General features: G+C 65.4%; 16 protein-coding genes. 4 read left to right on the plus strand and 12 right to left on the minus strand.

Translation table 11 applies throughout. The features are described from left to right. Position 1 precedes the first annotated feature (1 nt). The 6 genes from P5W98_RS08645 to P5W98_RS08670 form a co-directional block, all read right to left on the minus strand. The gene (locus P5W98_RS08645) at positions 2–1261 is read right to left on the minus strand and encodes a fimbrial protein (RefSeq protein WP_421024177.1); all 1260 of its coding nucleotides are present in this window, start codon (positions 1259–1261) and stop codon (positions 2–4) included. Positions 1262–1352: 91 nt separating this feature from the next. Further along, positions 1353–2846, minus strand: a complete 1494-nt coding sequence (locus P5W98_RS08650; protein ID WP_421024178.1) for a type II and III secretion system protein family protein — start codon at positions 2844–2846, stop codon at positions 1353–1355. A 96-nt stretch (positions 2847–2942) separates the two neighbouring features. Then, positions 2943–3884, minus strand: coding sequence for a Flp pilus assembly protein CpaB (cpaB, locus tag P5W98_RS08655; protein ID WP_421024179.1), 942 nt, complete (start codon positions 3882–3884; stop codon positions 2943–2945). Between the two features lie 89 nt (positions 3885–3973). Next, entirely contained in the window at positions 3974–4477 is a 504-nt protein-coding gene (locus tag P5W98_RS08660; protein WP_421024180.1) for a TadE/TadG family type IV pilus assembly protein, read from the minus strand. Next, positions 4474–4977, minus strand: coding sequence for an A24 family peptidase (locus P5W98_RS08665; protein WP_421024181.1), 504 nt, complete (start codon positions 4975–4977; stop codon positions 4474–4476). The genes P5W98_RS08660 and P5W98_RS08665 overlap by 4 nt, the downstream gene beginning before the upstream one ends. Before the next feature lie 106 nt (positions 4978–5083). After that, entirely contained in the window at positions 5084–5266 is a 183-nt protein-coding gene (locus tag P5W98_RS08670) for a Flp family type IVb pilin (protein ID WP_421024182.1), read from the minus strand. Between the two features lie 676 nt (positions 5267–5942). Between P5W98_RS08670 and P5W98_RS08675 the strand changes: the two genes are divergently transcribed. From P5W98_RS08675 to P5W98_RS08690, 4 genes are all read left to right on the plus strand, one after another. Beyond that, complete coding sequence (locus tag P5W98_RS08675; RefSeq protein ID WP_421025222.1) at positions 5943–7559, plus strand: collagen-like triple helix repeat-containing protein; 1617 nt, start codon at positions 5943–5945, stop codon at positions 7557–7559. 66 nt (positions 7560–7625) lie between these two features. Further along, complete coding sequence (locus P5W98_RS08680; protein ID WP_421024183.1) at positions 7626–9140, plus strand: collagen-like triple helix repeat-containing protein; 1515 nt, start codon at positions 7626–7628, stop codon at positions 9138–9140. A 234-nt stretch (positions 9141–9374) separates the two neighbouring features. Next, positions 9375–11090, plus strand: a complete 1716-nt coding sequence (locus P5W98_RS08685) for a ShlB/FhaC/HecB family hemolysin secretion/activation protein (protein ID WP_421024184.1) — start codon at positions 9375–9377, stop codon at positions 11088–11090. Positions 11091–11313: 223 nt separating this feature from the next. Beyond that, positions 11314–11799, plus strand: coding sequence for a DUF2147 domain-containing protein (locus tag P5W98_RS08690; protein ID WP_421024185.1), 486 nt, complete (start codon positions 11314–11316; stop codon positions 11797–11799). 139 nt (positions 11800–11938) lie between these two features. Here P5W98_RS08690 and P5W98_RS08695 read toward each other — a convergent pair whose 3' ends face one another. From P5W98_RS08695 to P5W98_RS08720, 6 genes are all read right to left on the minus strand, one after another. After that, positions 11939–12157, minus strand: a complete 219-nt coding sequence (locus P5W98_RS08695) for a hypothetical protein (RefSeq protein ID WP_421024186.1) — start codon at positions 12155–12157, stop codon at positions 11939–11941. Continuing rightward, complete coding sequence (locus P5W98_RS08700) at positions 12154–12399, minus strand: transposase (protein WP_421024187.1); 246 nt, start codon at positions 12397–12399, stop codon at positions 12154–12156. The genes P5W98_RS08695 and P5W98_RS08700 overlap by 4 nt, the downstream gene beginning before the upstream one ends. A 148-nt stretch (positions 12400–12547) precedes the next feature. Beyond that, positions 12548–13645, minus strand: coding sequence for a cell division protein ZapE (zapE, locus tag P5W98_RS08705; protein WP_421024188.1), 1098 nt, complete (start codon positions 13643–13645; stop codon positions 12548–12550). Positions 13646–13769: 124 nt separating this feature from the next. After that, positions 13770–15200, minus strand: coding sequence for a dihydrolipoyl dehydrogenase (lpdA, locus tag P5W98_RS08710; protein WP_421024189.1), 1431 nt, complete (start codon positions 15198–15200; stop codon positions 13770–13772). Between the two features lie 108 nt (positions 15201–15308). Then, a complete protein-coding gene (gene odhB, locus P5W98_RS08715) occupies positions 15309–16580 on the minus strand; it encodes a 2-oxoglutarate dehydrogenase complex dihydrolipoyllysine-residue succinyltransferase (RefSeq protein ID WP_421024190.1) in 1272 nt (423 codons plus the stop codon). Between the two features lie 124 nt (positions 16581–16704). Further along, positions 16705–19569, minus strand: coding sequence for a 2-oxoglutarate dehydrogenase E1 component (locus tag P5W98_RS08720; protein WP_421024191.1), 2865 nt, complete (start codon positions 19567–19569; stop codon positions 16705–16707). Positions 19570–19636: the final 67 nt, after the last annotated feature.

Consider the following 19636-nt stretch of genomic DNA (forward strand, 5'->3'; position numbering starts at 1 on the left):
TCTACGAACGCTTCGATGAGTGTTGGAAAAGGCCGCGCAGCGGGCGGCGCAATGCGTCGAACTTCTTCGGAACCGGCGTGCGCAGGCCATCGAGCGGCGCGGCGAGCGCGTCGAGCGCGCGCACCCAGGGGTCGCGCGGCGCGCTGTCGACCAGCAGCTGCCCACGGTTCGCCGCCTGGCACAGCGCCACGCGTCGCGCCGGCAGCACGCCCGCGAGCTCGATGTTCAGGCGCTCGGCAATCTGCGCCGCGCTCAGGTCGATATCCGCTTCGTACTGGTTGATCACGAGGCGCAGATTGGCGTTGTCCACGCCGCCCTCGCGCAGCACTTCGAGCTCGCGCGACGCCGCGACAATCGACGCGACGCTCTGGTCGCACACGAGCCAGGCCTGATCCGCTGCGCGCGCCACCTCCAGCACGAACTCCGTGTTCGAGAAGCCGCCGAGATCGACGATCTGGTGATCGAAGAACGCGCGCAGCCGCGTGAGCAGCGCGACCGCCGACTGATACGAGATTTCGCGCAGCGCGCCGAGATCAGCGGGCAGCGTGGTGAGCGCAAGACCGCTCTCGTGGCGCGCGAGCGCCGTGTGCACGAAGGTCTGATCGAAGCGGCGCAGGTTGCGCACCGCATCGACGAAACTGAAGCCATTGCCGGCGTTGAGCAGCAGCGCTCCGTCGCCGGCCGGCAGTCCGAGGTCGAGCAGCGCGGCGTGCCGGCTCAGCGCGGCGCCCTTGCGCGCGAGCAGCACGGAGAGACCCGCCGCAAGCGTCGTGACCCCCATACCGGCGCGCGCGCCCAGCAGCACCGTGAGGCGGCCGTGCCGGCTCACCGGCTCCACGCGGTTGTCCAGCACCTGGCGCACGATACGTAAGGCATCCTCACTAGCCGCCCCCGCGTCGATGAAATCGCGCACGCCCGCGCGCAGTGCCGAGATCGCGCTTTCAGGCTCGGCGAGCGTGCCCACCGCAATGATCTGCAGCCCCGGAAACGCGGCATGAGCGGCCGCCGCCGCCGCGCTCGCGGCGCCACTCTGGGGTTGTCCGGAATTCGCGCCGCTGCGCGAAAAATCGATCAGCAGCAGCGAAGGCATGTTCTGCGACATCTGCTGCGTGACCAGCGCCGGGTCGAGCGCCACCGTCTCCACTTTGCCCACCGGGCCGAGCATCTGCGCGACCCAACGCGCGTTCGCGTCATTGGCCGTGGCGAAGACGAACGAATCCGTCATGGTGCGTTCAACCGGCACGTGCGATCTCGCGTTCATGAATGCTCTCCTGTCGGCCGGAGTTCGCGCTTTAACGCCTTACTCCGGTCCCATGCAAAGCCTTGCTGCTCGCGCAGCGACTGCCGCCGCATCACGGCGAAAATCCCGGCACTGGATCGCGCGATGCCGCGCCGCCCAGCAGCGAGCGCCACACCGGCGCATTGCGCTGCTCGGACAACTCACCGGGCGTGCCGGGCAGCTTCGCGTCCCTCGCGAGCGGCGACACCAGATGCGGCGTCACGATGATCACCAGTTCCTTGTCGTTTTGCTGATAGTTCAGTTGCTTGAAGAACGTGCCGATGATGGGCAGGTCGCCCAGCACGGGCACCTTGTTCACGTTCGACGCCGTTTCGCGATCGATCAGCCCGCCGATCACGAAGCTCTCGCCGTCGCCGAGCTCCACGGTCGTTTCGGTGCGGCGCGTGGAGATCGCGGGCACCGACACGCCGCTGATCGTCACCGCGTTCGCGAAGTCGAGCTGGCTCGCCTCGGGCGCGACCTTGAGCGCGATGCGTTGCGGCGAAAGCACCGTGGGCGTGAGCGAAAGCCCGATACCGTAGGGCTTGTATTCGATCGCCGTGGCGCCGAGCGCCTGCGGCACCGGCACCGGAATCTCGCCGCCTGCGAGAAAGCTCGCGCTCTGGCCCGAAAGCGCGACGAGCGTGGGCTCGGCGAGCACGCGCGCGAGGTTGTTCGTCTCCATCAGGCTCAGATCGGCGAACAGCCCGTGCGTCGCGGAGGCGAACACCAGATTGAACGCGGACGCGATCGGCACGGCGGCCTGCAGCGCGGTGCTCGCCAGGCTCGACGAATTCGACGCCGAGCCCACCCCCGCCGATCCCCCCGGCGTATTGATGCTCCCCGAGGAAAACGAGGTCGGCGTGAACGAGCCGAACGCAAAGCCATTGTTCTGGTGAACGAAATTGAAGCCGATCTGCTTGAGCACGCTACGGCTGAACTCGACCACGCGCACGTCCACCTGCACGACCGAGCGCGTCGCGATGCTCGACGTGTCGAACACGTTCGCGCCCTTGCCGCGCTTTGCGCCCCTGCCGCCGCTGTCGTCCGCTCCGCTGTCTGCGTCCTTGCCGCCCTTCCCGCTCGCCCGAACCGACGCCTGCGCGGCAGCCACCGCGCGCTGATGCTGCTCCATCGACGCGGCGCGGCCGGCAATGAGCGCCGTGTCGCCCAGCACCTTCAGGTCAGGCGTGCCGGTATCGAGCAGCGCGCGCGCTGCGCCCGTCGTCACGTTGACCGTGAGCGTGCGCGGCGCGCCGCTGCCCTGCCACAGCATCACGTTGGTCGTGCCCGCGCCCTTGCCGACGAGCAGCACGCCGCCGCGCCGGTCGCCGCGGATCACGAGCACGTCGGCCACCGATGGGTCGCCCACGGCGATGCGCGTGAGCGCACCCGTGACAGGCAGCGTGCGCTGCTCGCCCACCGCGATATCGACGCTGGATGGCACGCCGTCCGCGACGTCCTGCGCCTGCGCGGGCGGCGACGCCCATGCGGGGATGGCAGCGAATGCGAGGCCGCCCGCGCAGGCGGCGGCCGCAACCACGGCGAAAGTCCTCGTTATCGTCATCGTGTTCCTGCTTCTTTTGTATACGGCCAGATCTGCGCACTTTGTCGAAGGCAGTTCGAGCACCGCGCTCCCGTACAGCCCTTCCCTTTGCATCCTTTACCAAGCGACCGTTTCCGCGCGCCCGCCCCGTATCACTTCGAGCCCACCGTGCGCGGACGCACTGGCGCGGCGCGGCGCGGCCTGCGCGATCGGCGGCGTTTCGCGCGGCGCGCCGCCGCCCGCGAGCTGGTCGAGCGCGACACCCGCCGCCGCCCGCGTGGAACCATCGGGCGCCGTGTGCGTGGCCACCTTGAGCACGCCCGGTTGCGGGCCGAACGCGGCGGGATCGACTTGATCGTCGTCCGTTGGGTTGCGTAGCGCGAGAATCAGTTGTCCCTGGCTTTGGGCCAGCGCGAGCTGATCGACTTCGGTCACCGGCACCGCGAGCACCGCCGTGCGTGGCGTCCCGGTCTGCGTGCCGAAGTTGGTGGTGCGCTGGCCCGCTGCGCTGCCCGACGCTGCGGGCTGCGCACCGAACACCAGCACGCGCGCCTTCGAAATCAGAAGACGCGCCTGGGTGCGGCCGACTTCGCCGCCGTTCATGCCACTGCCGTCGCGGCGCAGCGTAAAGAACACGTCGACATAATTGCCCGCGTGCAGGACGTTGCCGACCGCATTGGTCTCATCGATGCGCACGGCCACAGCGCGCTCGCCCGGCGCCAGGCTCGTCGCGATACTGGACGAAAGCTGCTGGTCGAGCACGGGCGCATCGGCGGCGATATCGGCGAGCGGCACGCGGCCCGCAACCAGAGCGCTATCGCTCACCGCGCCCTGCGGATGAATCGGCAGCGGCTGGACGCGCAGCGCATCGGCGGGAATTGGCTGGCCTGCTGGCAATGCGCGTGTGGCCACCACGACCGGCGTGAGCGAGCGCGTGGACGCCGGCGGCGGCGCGATGGATGGCGGCGGCGGACGACGCGCGAGCATCCATGCGAGCAGCCCGAGCACGAGCGCGCCCGCAATCAGGAGTCCTGCAGTGACTTTGGTCAGATTGGCCATGAGCGGTCATCCACAATGCGTGCGAATGGGGTGTCGTATGGCCACCCAGTCCGACTCGGCAATAGGATCGAAGGCATGCGCAAAGGGCTTCACAGGAGATTCTCCGGATCGATTTGCACGGTAGCCTGGCCCACGAGCGATGACGGCGCGAGCAGCCCCATCAGCGGCAACGGCGGCACCAGCGGGTTGGCGCCCCACGCGTAGGTGAGCGTAATTTGAACGCAATCCATTGCCGTGTTCTCCGTGCACCCGGCCGGCGCGGTGTTGACCGACTGCGTGCATTGAGGCGCATGCGTGAGCCAGTTCATGACCGCCAGCGCCCGCGTGCAGGCAGCCTGCGCGCGGCTAGCAAGCGCCGAAGCGGAATTGGCGCCGTTCTGATAAATGAGCGCCGCGCGCGCGCCTTCCGCGGCAGCCGCGGTCAGGCTCTGCTGCACAAGAAAGATCATGCTGTACATGACGATCGCATAGAGAATCGCGAAGAAAAGCGGAAATGTGACCGCAAACTCGATCGCGGCGACACCGCGTTGCGCCCGCTTGCCACGACCTGCTTTCGAGGCAATGTCGCGCGTGTTCGTTGTGCGCGCAATCATGCCGACCACCCGGGCATCAACTGGAGCACGAGCCAGACCAGCGCGGGCACGCTCAGGCACGCGGCATATGGCGTACCGCGCCGCGCCCCCATGGCAACGAGCCGCGCGGGACGCGCCGCTGTGACCGGTGCGCGGGCGCGCAGCGTGATGAGCATGGCGAGCGCGTGCACGAATGCGGCCAGACTCGCGACAATCCACAGGCCCACGAGTGGTTGCATGCCGCACCACGCGCCGAGCACCGCGAAGACCTTGGCGTCAGCCGCGCCCATCATGCCGAACACGAAGAACGGCATGAGCGCGGCAAGGCCAACAGCGGCGGCGGCCAGCGCCTGACCGATGCCGAGATGCGCTGGTCCCGCGTGCAGCAGCGCTGCCGCCAAAGCGGCGGCGAACCCTGCGCCCACGAGTGTGTTCGGCACGCGGCGCGAGCGGCAGTCGCACACAGCAACGGCCACAGCCCATGCGCCGAACACAAGGCTGGATAAATAGAATGGAATCATCGAGAAAGGTGCGCGCGCAACTATCCAGCGCGCACTCGAAAGCAAGTGTGCGCTGGAGCTTTTAGTTAGTGAGCGATGGTGAGCGTTAGCTTAAACGCTCAATCACTTATATCCCGGCGGTTATACCCGTTACCTTGTTCGCGATGGCCGTGAAAAGTAACCCGAGATCGGTTCCCAAATTGGTGGCGCTGACAAGGACGGCCAGCGCAACAACCCCCGCAATAAGCCCATACTCAAGCGCGGTAACCCCTTCTTCCGACTTCGCGAATTTCGTTATCAGCTTGTTCATTTCGGCCCTCTCTCTTCTTTGCGTTCTCACGCTGATCTGCATCGGTGCTCGCAGTGCAATGCTGCTGAGCTGTGCCAATGCATCCGGTCCTCGAACTGCCCATGCCAGTCCGCCAACGTTTCAGCCATATCGCAGCACGCCCCTCAACCATGCTACGTAAGGCTTTATTTGTATTTTTTGTCTGTGCGGTTTTTATAACGTAACGCTCTGCGTAACGCAATCGCTCGTTACGCAAACGCGAAGTCGTAATTGCATTATCGGCATCCGCGATTCGCGGTTTACTCCGGGCAAACCATGATGCCACTATTCAGGACTGGATAATCTAACCAGATTTAACGTTTGCGCGCTTCTCCCAGTCGGCATACAGCCGCCATGTCATCGATCTTATTTCGACGATGTGACTTTTCTGCCCCGTTACGGCAACGCCCGTAACACTGCGCTCTCCGCGTTACGTGACGTAACACGCGGCATCACGTAACGCTTCATTTCGGCCTCCGTCATTCGTTCGACAAAAGCATTCACAAGTGCTTGATACGTCTTGATTAGACGAAACCCTCCAGACCTCGTTGTGTGTGCCCGTGCACATTGGCATGCCTGTTGCGGTGTAAGGAGCGCAGGTCCGATGGACCAGCCACACAACACCAACAAAAACACCATACGAACCGAGGGCAACATCATGAACAATCAGCGCATCGCGAATGCAGCGCGCTTGACGGCTATCGCTGCAACCATCGCCACGCTGCTCTCGTTGACCGCCTGCGGCGGCTCGGGCTCTCTCAGCAGCGGTACCGGGGGCGGCAGCGGCGGCGCACTGCAGACAGACGGCGGTGCGAGTGGCGGCGTAGGCGGCGGCAGCGGAAACGGCAGCGGCTCCGGCGCGGGCTCCACCACCTCCGCCGAGAATGGCAGCGGCTCGGGCAGCGTCGGCAACGGCACCACCACCGGCGACAGCGGTTCAGGCACGGGTAATGGCTCCGGCACGGGAGGCGGCACAGGAAACGGCGCGGGCGGCACGACCACCGGCTCCAATGGCAGCAGCGGCGGCACGCCCGTCGCGGCCAATGCCGTGGGGGCCGTTGCGCACGCCGCAGGGAACATCGTGGATGACACAGGCTCGACCGTTTCGGGCATCGGCGGCACGATCGCCGCGCAGACGCTGCCAGGCGTCAACCCGCAAACCACCCAGGCCGTGGGAGGTTTCGTCCAGAACGTGGGCGGCGCGGTCTCCACGCTCGGCAACGGCGTGTCCCAGGGGCTGGGCCAGCTCGGCGCGAGCAGCAATCCGGTAGGCACCACGCTGTCGAGCACGGGCGGCGTCGTGAGCGACGCGGGCCAGGCCGTCACCAGCACGGGCCAGCTCGTCACGAGCCTCGGCAGCGGCCCGCTCGCACCGCTCGCCGCCGTCACGACGCCGGTGGGCGCCACGGTCAGCACCGTCGGCACCACGGTCACGAGCGTCGGCAACCAGCTCACCGGCACATTGACGCAAGGCCCGGTGCAACAGGTCACGCAGCAACTGAGCTCGACCATCACGCCGATCACCTCCGTGCTCGCCTCCACCACGCAGACCGTCGGCAGCACCACGGGCGTAGGCACGCCGGTAGCAGGCCTGTTGCAGACGCTCGGCGGCGGCATCCAGAAAGGCGGTGCGCTAGTCGCTCAAAGCGGCGGTACGAATCCCGTCACGGCGGGCATGGGCAACCTCGTCGCCGACACGGGCAAGACCGTCGCCACGGCTGGCAACCTGCTGACGGGCGGCACAGCGAGCAGCGGCACCAATCCGCTGGGCGGCACTCCGCTCGCCCCCGTCACGACCATCCTGAGCAGCGTGACCGGTGGCGCGACTGGCGGTGGCACGGCAGGCATCGGTGCGGGCATTGGCATTGGTGTTGGCGCAGGCACGGGCGGCAGCAATCCGCTCGCACCGGTCACGGGTGCGCTCACCACCGCCACCAGCACGCTCGCCTCCGCCACGGGCGGCAGCGCCAGCCCGCTCGCACCGGTCACGGGCCTCGTCGCCGGCACTCTCAACACCGTCACTGGCGCGCTCACCCACACCGTGAGCGGCGCTGGCGGTGCGGGCGGCGCCGTCGTTGCAGGCGCTGCGCTCGGCGCGGGCCCCAGGCCGGCCGCCACCTCGGGAACATCCAGCACGCCGGCCGTCAGCACCACCAGCGCGGCTCCCGCGCTCTCGCTCTCCTCGCTGACGGGCGGCAATTCCAGCGGCAGTGCGGGGAGCCCGCTCGCCGGCCTCACGTCGATCGTCGGCGGCCTGCTCGGAGCCAAGAAGTAATCCGCTTCGTCTATTCCGCGTTCCAGCGCCTCTTTCAGCTTCAGATCCAGTCCAGGAGACAGCGTCATGTTCAGCAGCTTCACCGTGAGCCCCCACCACCGCGCTGTTGCGCTCGTGCACAGCCTGCGCCTCACCGCGCTCGCCGCTGCCGTGGCGTGCAGCGTCGCCGCCTGCGGCGGCAGCAGCTACACGCCGCCTTCCGCTTCTGCGGCTCCGACCGGCACAACGGGCCCGAGCGGCACCGGCGGCACCAGTGGCGCCGGAGGCAGCTCGACTGCCGGCACCGGCGGCGGCTCGGGCAGCAACAGCGGTGGCGGGACCACCACCGCATCGACCGGCACGAGTGGCGTGGTCAACACGGTGGCCAAAAGCGCCAACGACCTCGGCAACGCCGTCGGTTCAACCACGGTGCCGGGCACGAGCCCGCAGGTCAGCCAGGGTCTCGGCGATGCCGTGTCGAGCACCGGCACGGTCGCCGGCGCACTTGCCAACGCTGTCTCGAACGGCATCGGCGAAACCGGCTCGACGCCCAATCCGGTCGGCACGACCGCGGCCGGGCTCGGCAACGTGGTGAGCGCAACCAGTGGCGTCGTCGAGGGCGCGGCCACCGCGGTCAACGGCCTCGGCAGCGGACAACTCGCGCCGCTCGCCCCGGTCACGACGCCGCTTGCCAGCGCTCTCGACACGACAGCCAACGCCGTGAACGCCACGGGCACGACGCTCGGCAACGTGCTCTCGTCAGCTCCGGTGCAACAGGCCACGCAGCCCGTCAGCACGGCCATCACGCCGATCGTCACCACGGCGGGACTCGTCACTCAGCAAGTGGGCACGTCGACGGGCCTGGGCGCGCCGGTTTCGGGCTTGCTCGCACAAGTCGGTGGCACGCTGCAGACGGCCGGCACGAAAGTCGCCTCGACGACCGCAGGCTCACAACAGGCAAACGGCGCGCTCGGACCGGTCGGCGCGGATGTCGGCACGCTGGTCGGCGCCCTCGGCAATACGGTCACAAACGCGGGCGGCCTCGTCAATCCGAACGGCCCGAACGGCGCCGCGCCGATCCCTGGCCTCATCACCAGCGTCGTGGGCGGGAGCACCGCACTCGTCGCGAACGGGCCGCCGACCGGCGCGGCGGCAGCGGGCCCGCTCGGCGTGCTCAACGCGACCGCCGCGAGCCTCGGCCTCGGCGGCACGCCGCTCTCGGCAGTGACGGGCGCGGCTTCCAGCGCTACGGGTGGCGCGGGTGGCGTGGGCGCGCTCACCAGCGGCCTCGGCAGCCTGCCCGTCGCGGGAGGGCTGCTTTCGGGCGTGACTTCCGCGGCCACCTCGGCCACCAACGCAGTGGGCGGCGCCACAGGCAGCGGCAGCTCGGGCGCTGCTGCGGCGGCGGGTCCGCTCGCAGCACTCGCGGGCAGCGGCAACGGCGGGGGGACAGCCACGCTGCTCACGCCGGTTACGGCGCTCGTCGGCACGGTCACGGGCGCCCTCGGCACGACGGCCGGCGCAACGGGTTCTTCGAGCAGTTCTGGCATGGCAAGCGCATCAGGGGGACTGCTGAGTGGCGTACTGCACAAGCTGCCGTAGCGCGCACAGCCATCGCCATGCAAGACGGGCAATGCATGACGCGGCGTTTGGAGAGGAATGCCGCGTCACACAACGTCCGGCAACACAGCAGCATGTAGTATGGATTACGAAGCAATAAAACGCAGGCGATCAGGGAGTCATATAAAGACCGCCGAAAAGGCGGCACAAAGAGACGGGCGCGCCGGGGCATTCAGGCAACCGGCGCGCACTGTCCGACAAGTCGAGGGTAGTTCAATGAAAGGCGCACCATGGGCCGTGCTCGCCACGGCGGGGATCATCGCGAGCGCGGGCTTGACGGGAGTCGCGCTCGCACAGCAGAACCGGCCGGTATCGGCGGGTGGTTTGCAGGGCGGCAATCCCCTGGATGCCCTGCCCCAAATCAACGCGCCAAAGAAGGCGCCCAGCGTGACGGTGCAGGTGCAGCAGCAAGCGCCCGCGCTCGAGCAACTGCTCGCCACGCACATCACGCCCACCACCTTCAAGGTCGAGGGCGTGAAATCGATTCCGTTCGACGAGGTCGCCCGCCGCTTCGCGCCGCTCGCGAATCACGACATCACGATCGGCCAGCTCATCGAAACCGCCAATGGCGTGACGAAGCTCTATCAGGACCGGGGCTATGCGCTCTCGTTCGCATTCGTGCCCGCGCAGGACTTCGCGGGCGGCGTGGTGCGCATCACGGTCGTGGAAGGCTACGTGAAAGACGTGAAGATCACAGGCAAGCCCGGCGCGCTCGAGGGCAGGATGCGCGCGATCGCTGCGCACATCGCCGAAGACCGGCCGCTGCGCACCGCCACGTTCCAGCGCCACATCAACGTGCTCGGCATGCTGCCGGGCCTCAAGGTGAAGGCGAACGTGCCACCGCCCACGACCACCGACGGCGCCACCACGCTCGAACTCGACGCCACGCAAAAGCCCTGGGACGTGAGCACCGGCATCGACTTCAATCACCCCGGCGTGCAGGGCCTCCTCACGCTCACCGAAAACGGCCTCACGCCGTTTGGCGAGCAGTTGAGCTTCTCCGCACTGTTGCCCAAAGGACGCGACAACGTCACGTACCTCGCCGCACACGCGGCCGTGCCGATCGCGAGCGATGGCCTCGCCGCGAAGCTCGACGCCTCGCACTATCGCGGCAACCCGGTCGACAACCCGGGCCTGCCAGCTTACGTGGAGCGCACCGTCATCAGCGACAAGCTCACGGGCTCGCTCTCGTATCCGCTGCTGCTGGGCAATACACGCAGCCTCATCGGCACCGCGAGCGCCTACGCAGCACACGACGAGGACCGCTACCGCAACACCCTCAACGGACTGCAATACGACCTGAGTTCACAGGTGCGCGTGCTGCAGCTGCAAGCCGATTACACCGAGGTGAAGCCGGGCCAGGTGCGCAAGGCGAGCCTCGTGGTGGCGAAGGCCTTCGACATTCTCGGCGCGTCGAAGTCGGCCCAAACGAATATTCCCGGTCTCTCGCTGCAAAATCCGGTGTCGCTGAATTTCGTGCGCACCGATGCCTCGTATTCGCAGAGCAACGACTGGCCGATGGGCTTTGGCACGTCCGTCGCCGCAACCGGGCAATACAGCCCGAACACGCTGCCGACTTCCGAGCAGATCTCGTTCGGCGCGCAGCGCTTCGCGGCGGGCTATCAGCCCGGCGAGGCATCGGGTGATTCGGGCTGGGCCTTCGTGCTCGAGCTCAATCATCCATTCAGGCTGGGCAAGGTATGGCTGCAGTCGATCACGCCGTATGTTTCGTTCGACATGGCGCGCGTGTACCTGCATGCGGGCACGCCCTCGCCTTCGCGGCTTTCATCGGCTTCGGCGGGGTTCCGGATCACGGACGGCAAGTACTACAGCCTCGATCTCTCGGTGGCGAAGGCGCTGGCCGATGCGCCCGTAGAAAGCGCGTCGCGCAGCCCGCGCGTGAATGCGACGTTCTCGTATCAGCTCAATTGAGGCAAAAGCCGCAAACCGGGCCGATTCACGACGACAGCCCGCCAGGCACGGTGCGTGCTCCACGCGCCATGCACGCCGACTAGAGTTTCTCCTCGCAAACGCGCGAAGCGCTTTCGCGTATCCTGCGCTGACCGCCGCGCGCCTTTGCCGCAGTTCGCTGCCACGCAACCGGGCTCGCAGCGGTTTGACGCACACATACCGATAAACATCAGTGGAGGAAGACATGTTCCCGTTCAACGACCGCGGCAACGCGTTCGCCGCCCGTGCGGCGCGTCATATCGTGCTGGCCGGGGCGCTGCTTGGCGGCGTGATCGCCGCTCACGCGCAATCGAATTCGCCCGTCGGTGTCTGGCAAACGATCGACGATCACAGCGGGCAGCCCAAAGCGCTCGTGCAGATCAGCGAAGATGGCAGCGGCGGCCTCACCGGCAAGATCATCAAGGGACTGGGCGCGAACGATCAGCCGGACCGCCGCTGCACGTCATGCACGGACTCGCGCAAGGACCAGTTGATTCTGGGCATGACGATCATCGATGGCATGAAGCAGGCCGGCAGCGAATGGGATGGTGGGCACATTCTCGACCCCGAGAACGGCAAGGTGTACCGCTGCAAGATCCACACCGAAGACGGCGGCCAGAAGCTGGTGGTGCGCGGTTATCTGGGCATTTCGCTGCTGGGACGATCGCAGACCTGGGTACGCCAGCAGTAATCCAAAAAGCTCGCGCGAGCGCTCAAAAAACGCGAAGGCTGCCTTGTGACTAGGCGGCCTTCGTGAGTATTAACGCGCGTACAACGCGCCCCTATTTGGTCAAGCGCGGTCAAACGCGATGAAGCGCGATGAAGCGCAATCAAGCCGTATGCCGATACACCGACCGATAACTGAACGGCTGCGGCACAGCGGACGTGGCGGGGCTGAACGGCGAATGGCGCGTGGTGGATGGCAGTCCGGGCAAGCCTTCCTGAACGCGCGCGGCAGCCTTTTCGGCGCGGCTCAGATGCTTGCGCATGCGCGATTCGATTGTGTCGCACAACGCGATGCCCTCTTCGCCGAAAAGCTCGGCCATCACGCGCTTGAGAGCTCCTTCGTCATGCCAGGCTTTGAGCGGCGATGGCAGGTTTGATAAGACGGGTAGCGGCGCGGCATGGCCGACCACGTAGCGCCGCTATACATGACCCACAAGACGCCGTTGAGCACCGAACGGGTGTTGGCAAGCGGACGGCCGCGCATTTCCGAGCGCGGGCGCAGTTCTGGCAGCAGCGGCATCACGCGCTGCCATTCTTCCTCGGTAATATCGCGATGGGGGGTCATGGTCTACTCCTTTGTCAGAACCTGTCCTGACTAAAGATATCGACTTGACCCGGCGGCCCCTATCAGACGAGTCCGAATCTTGAAAATGCGGATCCGCGCCCGTTTTTTCGACGTAGTAATGGTTTTTCCGGGGCCATAAGCCCGCTGCTTACGTGAGCGTCGTATCGACGATGCGGCGCGGCGTTTCCAGATACTCCTTCGATTGCATCTCGACGATGCGCGAAACCGTGCGCGTGAACTCGTTGGCCATCGGTCCCTCCACATAGAGCTCCTCGGGCGGCACCGCGGCCGACATCAGCAGTTTCACCTTGTGGTCGTAGAACACGTCGATGAGCCAGGTGAAGCGGCGCGCTTCCGACTGCATGCGCGGCGTCATCTGCGGCACATCGGAGAGGATCACGGCGTGGAAGCGGCTCGCGAGTTCCAGATAGTCGTTCTGCGAGCGCGGCCCGCCGCACAGCGTGGCGAAATCGAACCACACGACGCCATCGGCCTTGCGCAATGCCTTGAGCTCGCGCTTCTCGATGCGCAGCAGCGGGCTTTCGTCCGGCACGGCGGCCAGCTCCGCGAACGAATGGCGCAACGCCTTGTCCGCAGCCGCGCCAAGCGGCGTATGATAGACCTCGACCTGCGCGAGCGTGCGCTGACGATAGTCGATGCCGGCGTCGACGTTCAGGACATCCAACTTTTCCTTGATGAGCTCGATGGCCGGCAGCATGCGGTCGCGATGCAGGCCGTCGGGATAGAGCAGATCGGGATCGTAGTTGGACGTCATCACGAACTGCACGCCATTCTTGAACAGACCATCCAAAAGGCGATAAAGAATCATCGCATCGGCGATGTCGGAGACGTGAAATTCGTCGAAGCAAATCAGGCGATAGCGCTTCGCGATGCGGCGCGCGAGTTCATCGAGCGGATCGGCCTGGCCCTTGAGCTCTTCGAGTTCGCGGTGCACTTCGCGCATGAACTCGTGAAAGTGCAGGCGCGTCTTGCGTTGCAGCGGCACGACCGCATAGAAACTGTCCATCAGGAAGCTCTTGCCGCGGCCCACGCCTCCCCACATATAAACGCCGCGCGGCAGATCCGGGTGATTGATGAGCTTCCAGAACGCGTTCGAGCGGCGGCCCTTGTAGGCGACCCACTCGTCGTAGCACCGCTGCAGCCGGTCGATGGCGGTACGCTGGGCCGTATCCGGTTTATAGCCCCGCTTCTGCAGTTCGTTTTCGTAGTATTCGGTGACGTTCATTTTTCTGGACCGCAAACAAAAAGAGGCGGGAGAGCCTGAGCTCACCCGCCTCTGTACTAATGCATGGTGCTGCGAGGCAGAGTCCTGTCTCTTCGAAGGAGACTTGCCACCCTGCCCTCGGCGCTTACATGTTGAGCGCGCGCTTGTCGGTGGCGAGCGCCGCTTCGCGCATGACTTCGGACAGCGACGGGTGCGGATGGCAGATGCGGCCGATGTCTTCGGCGGCAGCCTTGAACTCCATCGCCACCACGGCTTCCGCGATCAGGTCCGATGCGTTCGCCGAGATGATGTGCACGCCGAGCAACTCGTCGGTCTTCGCGTCGGCGATCATCTTCACAAAGCCGTCGGCCTTGTTGATGCCGAGCGCGCGGCCGTTCGCCATAAACGGGAACTGGCCCGTCTTGATGTCGCGGCCTTCGGCTTTGAGCTGCTGCTCCGTCTTGCCGACCCACGCGATTTCCGGCTCGGTGTAGATCACCCACGGAATGCAGTTATAGTCGATGTGCGGCTTCTGGCCGTCGATGATCTCGGCCACCAGCACGCCTTCGTCTTCGGCCTTGTGCGCGAGCATCGGGCCGCGCACCACGTCGCCGATCGCGTAGACGTTCGGCACCGACGTTGCGCAGTGGTTGTCGACGTCGATGAAGCCGCGCTCGTTGGCCTTCAGGCCGATCGCTTCGAGGCCGAGGTTGTCGGTGTTCGGCACGCGGCCAACCGACACGATCAGGCGGTCGGCTTCGAGCACTTGTGCGTTGCCGTCCTTGTCCGTGTAGTTGATCGTGACGCTCTTGTCGGTGGCCTTCACTTCGCCGACCTTCACGCCGACGTGAATGTCGAGACCCTGCTTCTTGAAGAGCTTCGCGGCTTCCTTCGAGAGCGACTGATCGGCGGCGCCGAGGAATTCCGGCAGCGCTTCGAGGATCGTGACATCGGCGCCGAGACGGCGCCACACCGAGCCGAGTTCCAGGCCAATCACGCCTGCGCCGATCACGGCCAGCTTCTTCGGCACGGAGTCGAACGTGAGCGCGCCTTCGTTGTCGGCGATGATCTTGTTGTCGACGGGCATGCCCGGCAGATGGCGCGCCTTCGAGCCCGTCGCGATGATGACGTTCTTCGCCGTGACGACTTCGGTTTCACCTTCGCCGCTCACTTCGATCTGCACGCCAGCGTCATTCTTGCCCGTGAACTTGCCATGACCCTTGAGCCACGTGATCTTGTTCTTGCGGAACAGGAACTCGATGCCCTTGGTCATCTTCTCGACGATGCCGTCCTTGCGCTCGAGCATTTTCGCGACGTCGATCTTCACGTCGGCCACGCTGATGCCATGGTCGGCGAGATGATGCTGGGCATTTTCAAACTCTTCCGACGACGCGAGCAGCGCCTTCGACGGAATGCAGCCCACATTCAGGCAGGTGCCGCCGAGCTTCAGCGCGCCGGCCGGGTTCTTCCACTTTTCGATGCACGCAACCGACTTGCCGAGCTGCGCAGCGCGAATCGCCGCGATATAGCCGCCGGGGCCGGCGCCGATCACGACGACGTCAAATTCTTTGGACATGGTCATCCTTTCGATACGTGAGCGCGGCGCGCGGACCCCGGCTTCCGGAATCCGCACGCACGGCGCTCAGTGTGAGACTTGATGCTTCTTCTTGATGAAGCCCGCGTTTTACAGGTCGAGCAGCAGGCGAGCCGGATCTTCCAGCGCGTCCTTCATCGCGACCAGCGACAGCACGGCTTCGCGGCCGTCGATGATGCGGTGGTCGTACGACATCGCGAGGTAGTTCATCGGACGGATCACGATCTGGCCGTTCTCGACCACAGCGCGTTCCTTCGTTGCGTGCACGCCGAGAATCGCCGACTGCGGCGGGTTGATGATCGGCGTCGAGAGCATCGAGCCGAACACGCCGCCGTTCGAGATCGAGAACGTGCCGCCCGTCATTTCCTCGATCGAGAGCTTGCCGTCCTTGGCCTTCTGACCGAATTCGGCGATCTTCTTCTCGATGTCGGCGAGGCTCATCTGGTCTGCGTTGCGCAGGATGGGCACCACCAGACCGCGCGGCGAGCCGACCGCGATGCCGATGTCGAAGTAGCCGTGGTAGACGATGTCGTTGCCGTCGATCGACGCGTTCACGAGCGGGAACTTCTTCAGCGCGTGGACTGCTGCCTTCACGAAGAACGACATGAAGCCGAGCTTCACGCCGTGTTCCTTCTCGAACTTGTCCTTGTACTTGTTGCGCAGGTCCATGACCGGCGCCATGTTCACTTCGTTGAACGTCGTGAGAATGGCGTTGGTCTGCTGCGACTCGAGCAGACGCTCGGCGATACGCGCACGCAGACGCGACATCGGCACGCGCTGTTCCGGACGGTTGTTGAGCCAGTTGGCAGCCGATGCCGGCGCATTGACTTGCGGCAGCACGGGCTTCGCGGCAACGGCCTTCGCAGCTGCCGGTGCGGCTGCCGGAGCGGCCTTCGGCGCACCTGCGCCAAGCACGTCCTGCTTCGTGATGCGGCCGTCACGGCCGGTGCCTGCGACGTCGCCGCCCGAGAGGCCCTGCTCGGCCATCAGCTTCGACGCTGCGGGCGAGGCCACGGTGCTGCTGGCCGTCGATGCGGCAGCGGCGGCAACCGGTGCGGCTGCGGGAGCTGCGGCAGCCGGTGCTGCGGCAGCGGCCGGGGCCGCAGCGGCGCCCGCCTTGGCTTCCGTGTCGATCTTCGCGATCAGCTGTTCGCTCGTAACGGTCGAGCCATCGCCCACGATGATTTCGCTCAGCACGCCGGCAGCCGGCGCGGGCACTTCGAGCACGACCTTATCGGTTTCGATTTCGATGACGACTTCGTCCTGGGCAACAGCTTCGCCCGGCTTCTTCTTCCACTGCAGCATCGTGCCTTCCGACACCGACTCCGAAAACTGCGGGACCTTGACTTCTACGATAGCCATGTGATTTTCCTGAATACTGTATCGGGGATTTTCCCCGTATGACGAACCGGGTCGCGCACTTGAGCGCGGGAAAGCGCGTGATGAATGAAACGCGCTTTCCCGGTTCGATTCGCTCTATGTGTGCTTACTTCGCGACCTGCGCGCCCTTCAGGCGGCCGAACGCACCTTCGATCAGCGTCTTTTGCTGCTCGTAGTGCTTCGCGTAGTAGCCGACGGCCGGCGAGGCAGAGGCAGGACGACCGCTGTACGCGAGCTTCATGCCTTCCTTCATGCCTTCCTTCAGGTGGTGCTCGATGTAGAACCACGGGCCCTGATTCTGCGGCTCGTCCTGCACCCACACCACTTCCGTCGCGTTGTCGTACTTCTTCAGCTCGGCTTCGAACTGCTTGTGCGCGAACGGATAGAGCTGTTCGATACGGATGATCGCGACGTCGTTCGACTTCGATTCGCGGCGATGCGCGACGAGGTCGTAGTACACGCGACCCGAGCAAGCGACGATGCGCTTGACCTTCTTCGCGTCGATGGTGTCGTCCACTTCGCCGATGACCGGCTGGAACGTGCCCTTCGCGAGTTCGGACAGGTCCGACACGGCTTCCTTGTGACGCAGCAGCGACTTCGGCGTGAAGATGATGAGCGGCTTGCGGAACAGGCGGATCATCTGGCGGCGCAGCACGTGGAAGATCTGCGCGGGCGTGGTCGGCTGGACGACCTGCATGTTGTGCTCGGCGCACAGTTGCAGGAAGCGCTCGATACGCGCCGACGAGTGCTCCGGACCCTGACCTTCGTAGCCGTGCGGCAGCAGCATCGTAAGACCCGAAACGCGGCCCCACTTCACTTCGCCCGACGAGATGAACTGGTCGATCACGACTTGCGCGCCGTTCACGAAGTCGCCGAACTGGCCTTCCCACGCGACGAGCGTGTTCGGCTCAGCCGTCGAATAGCCGTACTCGAAGCCAAGCACCGCTTCTTCGGAGAGCACCGAGTCGATCACCGTGAAGCTTGCCTGGTTCTCGCCGATGTTCTGCAGCGGGATGTACGTGCCGTCATTCCAGCGTTCGCGGTTCTGGTCGTGCAGAACGGCGTGACGGTGCGTGAACGTGCCGCGGCCCGAGTCCTGGCCCGTGAGGCGCACGGCGTAGCCCGAAGCAACCAGCGACGCGAATGCGAGGTGCTCGCCCATGCCCCAGTCGAGCTTCGCTTCGCCCTTGCCCATCGCGCGGCGGTCGTTGATGACGCGCTCGACCAGCGGGTGAACCTTGAAGTTCTCGGGGATCGTGGTGATGCGCTCGGCCAGACGCTTGAGTTCCGCGAGCGGCACTGCCGTATCGGCAGCGTCGGTCCACTTGCGGTTCAGGAACGGCACCCAGTCCACCGCATACTTGCTCTTGTAGTTCGAGAGCACCGGGTCGACCGTGTGGTGGCCTTCGTCCATCGCGGCACGGTAGGCCTTGACGTAGTTGTCGCCATCTTCAGCCGAGATCACGCCCTGCTGCACGAGCTTCTCGGCGTACAGCGCACGGGTGCCCGGGTGCTTCGCGATCGTCTTGTACATGAGCGGCTGCGTGACCGCCGGGGTGTCCTGCTCGTTGTGGCCGAGCTTGCGGAAGCAGATGATGTCGACCACGACATCCTTGTGGAACTGCATGCGGAACTCGACCGCGAGCTGGATCGCCAGCACGACCGCTTCCGGATCGTCGCCGTTCACGTGCAGCACCGGCGCTTCGATCATCTTGACCACGTCGGTACAGTAGAGCGTCGAACGCGCGTCGCGCGGGTCCGAAGTCGTGAAGCCGATCTGGTTGTTGATGACGATGTGCAGCGTGCCGTGCGTGCCGTAACCGCGCGTTTGCGCGAGGTTCAGCGTTTCCATCACGACGCCCTGGCCCGCGAAGGCGGCGTCGCCGTGGATCTGCACCGGCAGCACTTGCAGGCCGTTTTCGTCGCCGCGGCGGTCCATACGGGCCTTGGCCGAACCTTCGACCACCGGGTTGACGATTTCGAGGTGCGACGGGTTGAACGCGAGCGACAGGTGCACCGGACCGCCTTCGGTCGCGATGTCCGACGAGAAGCCCTTGTGGTACTTCACGTCGCCAGCCGGCAGATCGTCGACGTGCTTGCCTTCGAATTCGGCGAACAGGTCCGACGGCATCTTGCCGAGCGTGTTCACGAGCACGTTCAAGCGGCCGCGGTGGGCCATGCCGATCACGATTTCCTGGACGCCCTTGGCGCCTGCGTGACGGACGACTTCGTCCATCGCGGCGATGAAGGACTCGCCGCCTTCGAGCGAGAAGCGCTTCTGGCCGACGTACTTGGTGTGCAGGAAGCGCTCGAGGCCTTCGGCCGCCGTCAGGCGCTGCAGGATGTGCTTTTTCTTCTCGTTCGAGAAGTTGGGCGTCGAGCGGATCGACTCGAGACGCTCCTTCCACCAGCGCTTTTGCTCAGGATCGCTGATGTACATGTACTCGGCGCCGATCGTGCCGCAATACGTGTCGCGCAGCGCCTTGACGATCTCGCGCAGCGACGCACGCTCGAACCCGAAGTACAGGTTCGTGGCGCTGAACGTCTCGTCCATGTCGGCTTCGGTGAAGTCGTAGAACGCGGGCTCGAGCTCGGGAATATTCGGACGCTCGCGGCGCTTCAGCGGATCGAGGTTGGCCCATTGCGAGCCAAGGAATCGATAAGCACCGATGAGGGACTGGACGTACACCTGCTTGCGTGCCGTGGCGAGGTCTTCGCCGCCTCCGCGCGGAATGAACGCGTTGGCCTTGGCGCGCTGGGCAAACGACTCGACGATCGGCCCATGGGCGATGTCGTTGTCCGTGGTGCCGCTCGACGACGGCACGTTTTGCAGTGCGTCGAAGTACTCGCGCCAGGTGTCCGGAACGGACGCAGGGTTATCAAGATATGCTTCGTATAGCTCTTCGACATACGGAGCATTGCCGCCGAACAGATAGGAGTTCAGCTGGAATTGCTTCATCGTTTCCGACATTTACGCTCACCTTTCTTCGAGTTTCTCGAGAAATAGCGGGTTACTCAACCTTCCGCGCCACGGCCTG

Source organism: Paraburkholderia sp. A1BS-2L (genome assembly GCF_051125205.1).
Classification (GTDB): domain Bacteria; phylum Pseudomonadota; class Gammaproteobacteria; order Burkholderiales; family Burkholderiaceae; genus Paraburkholderia.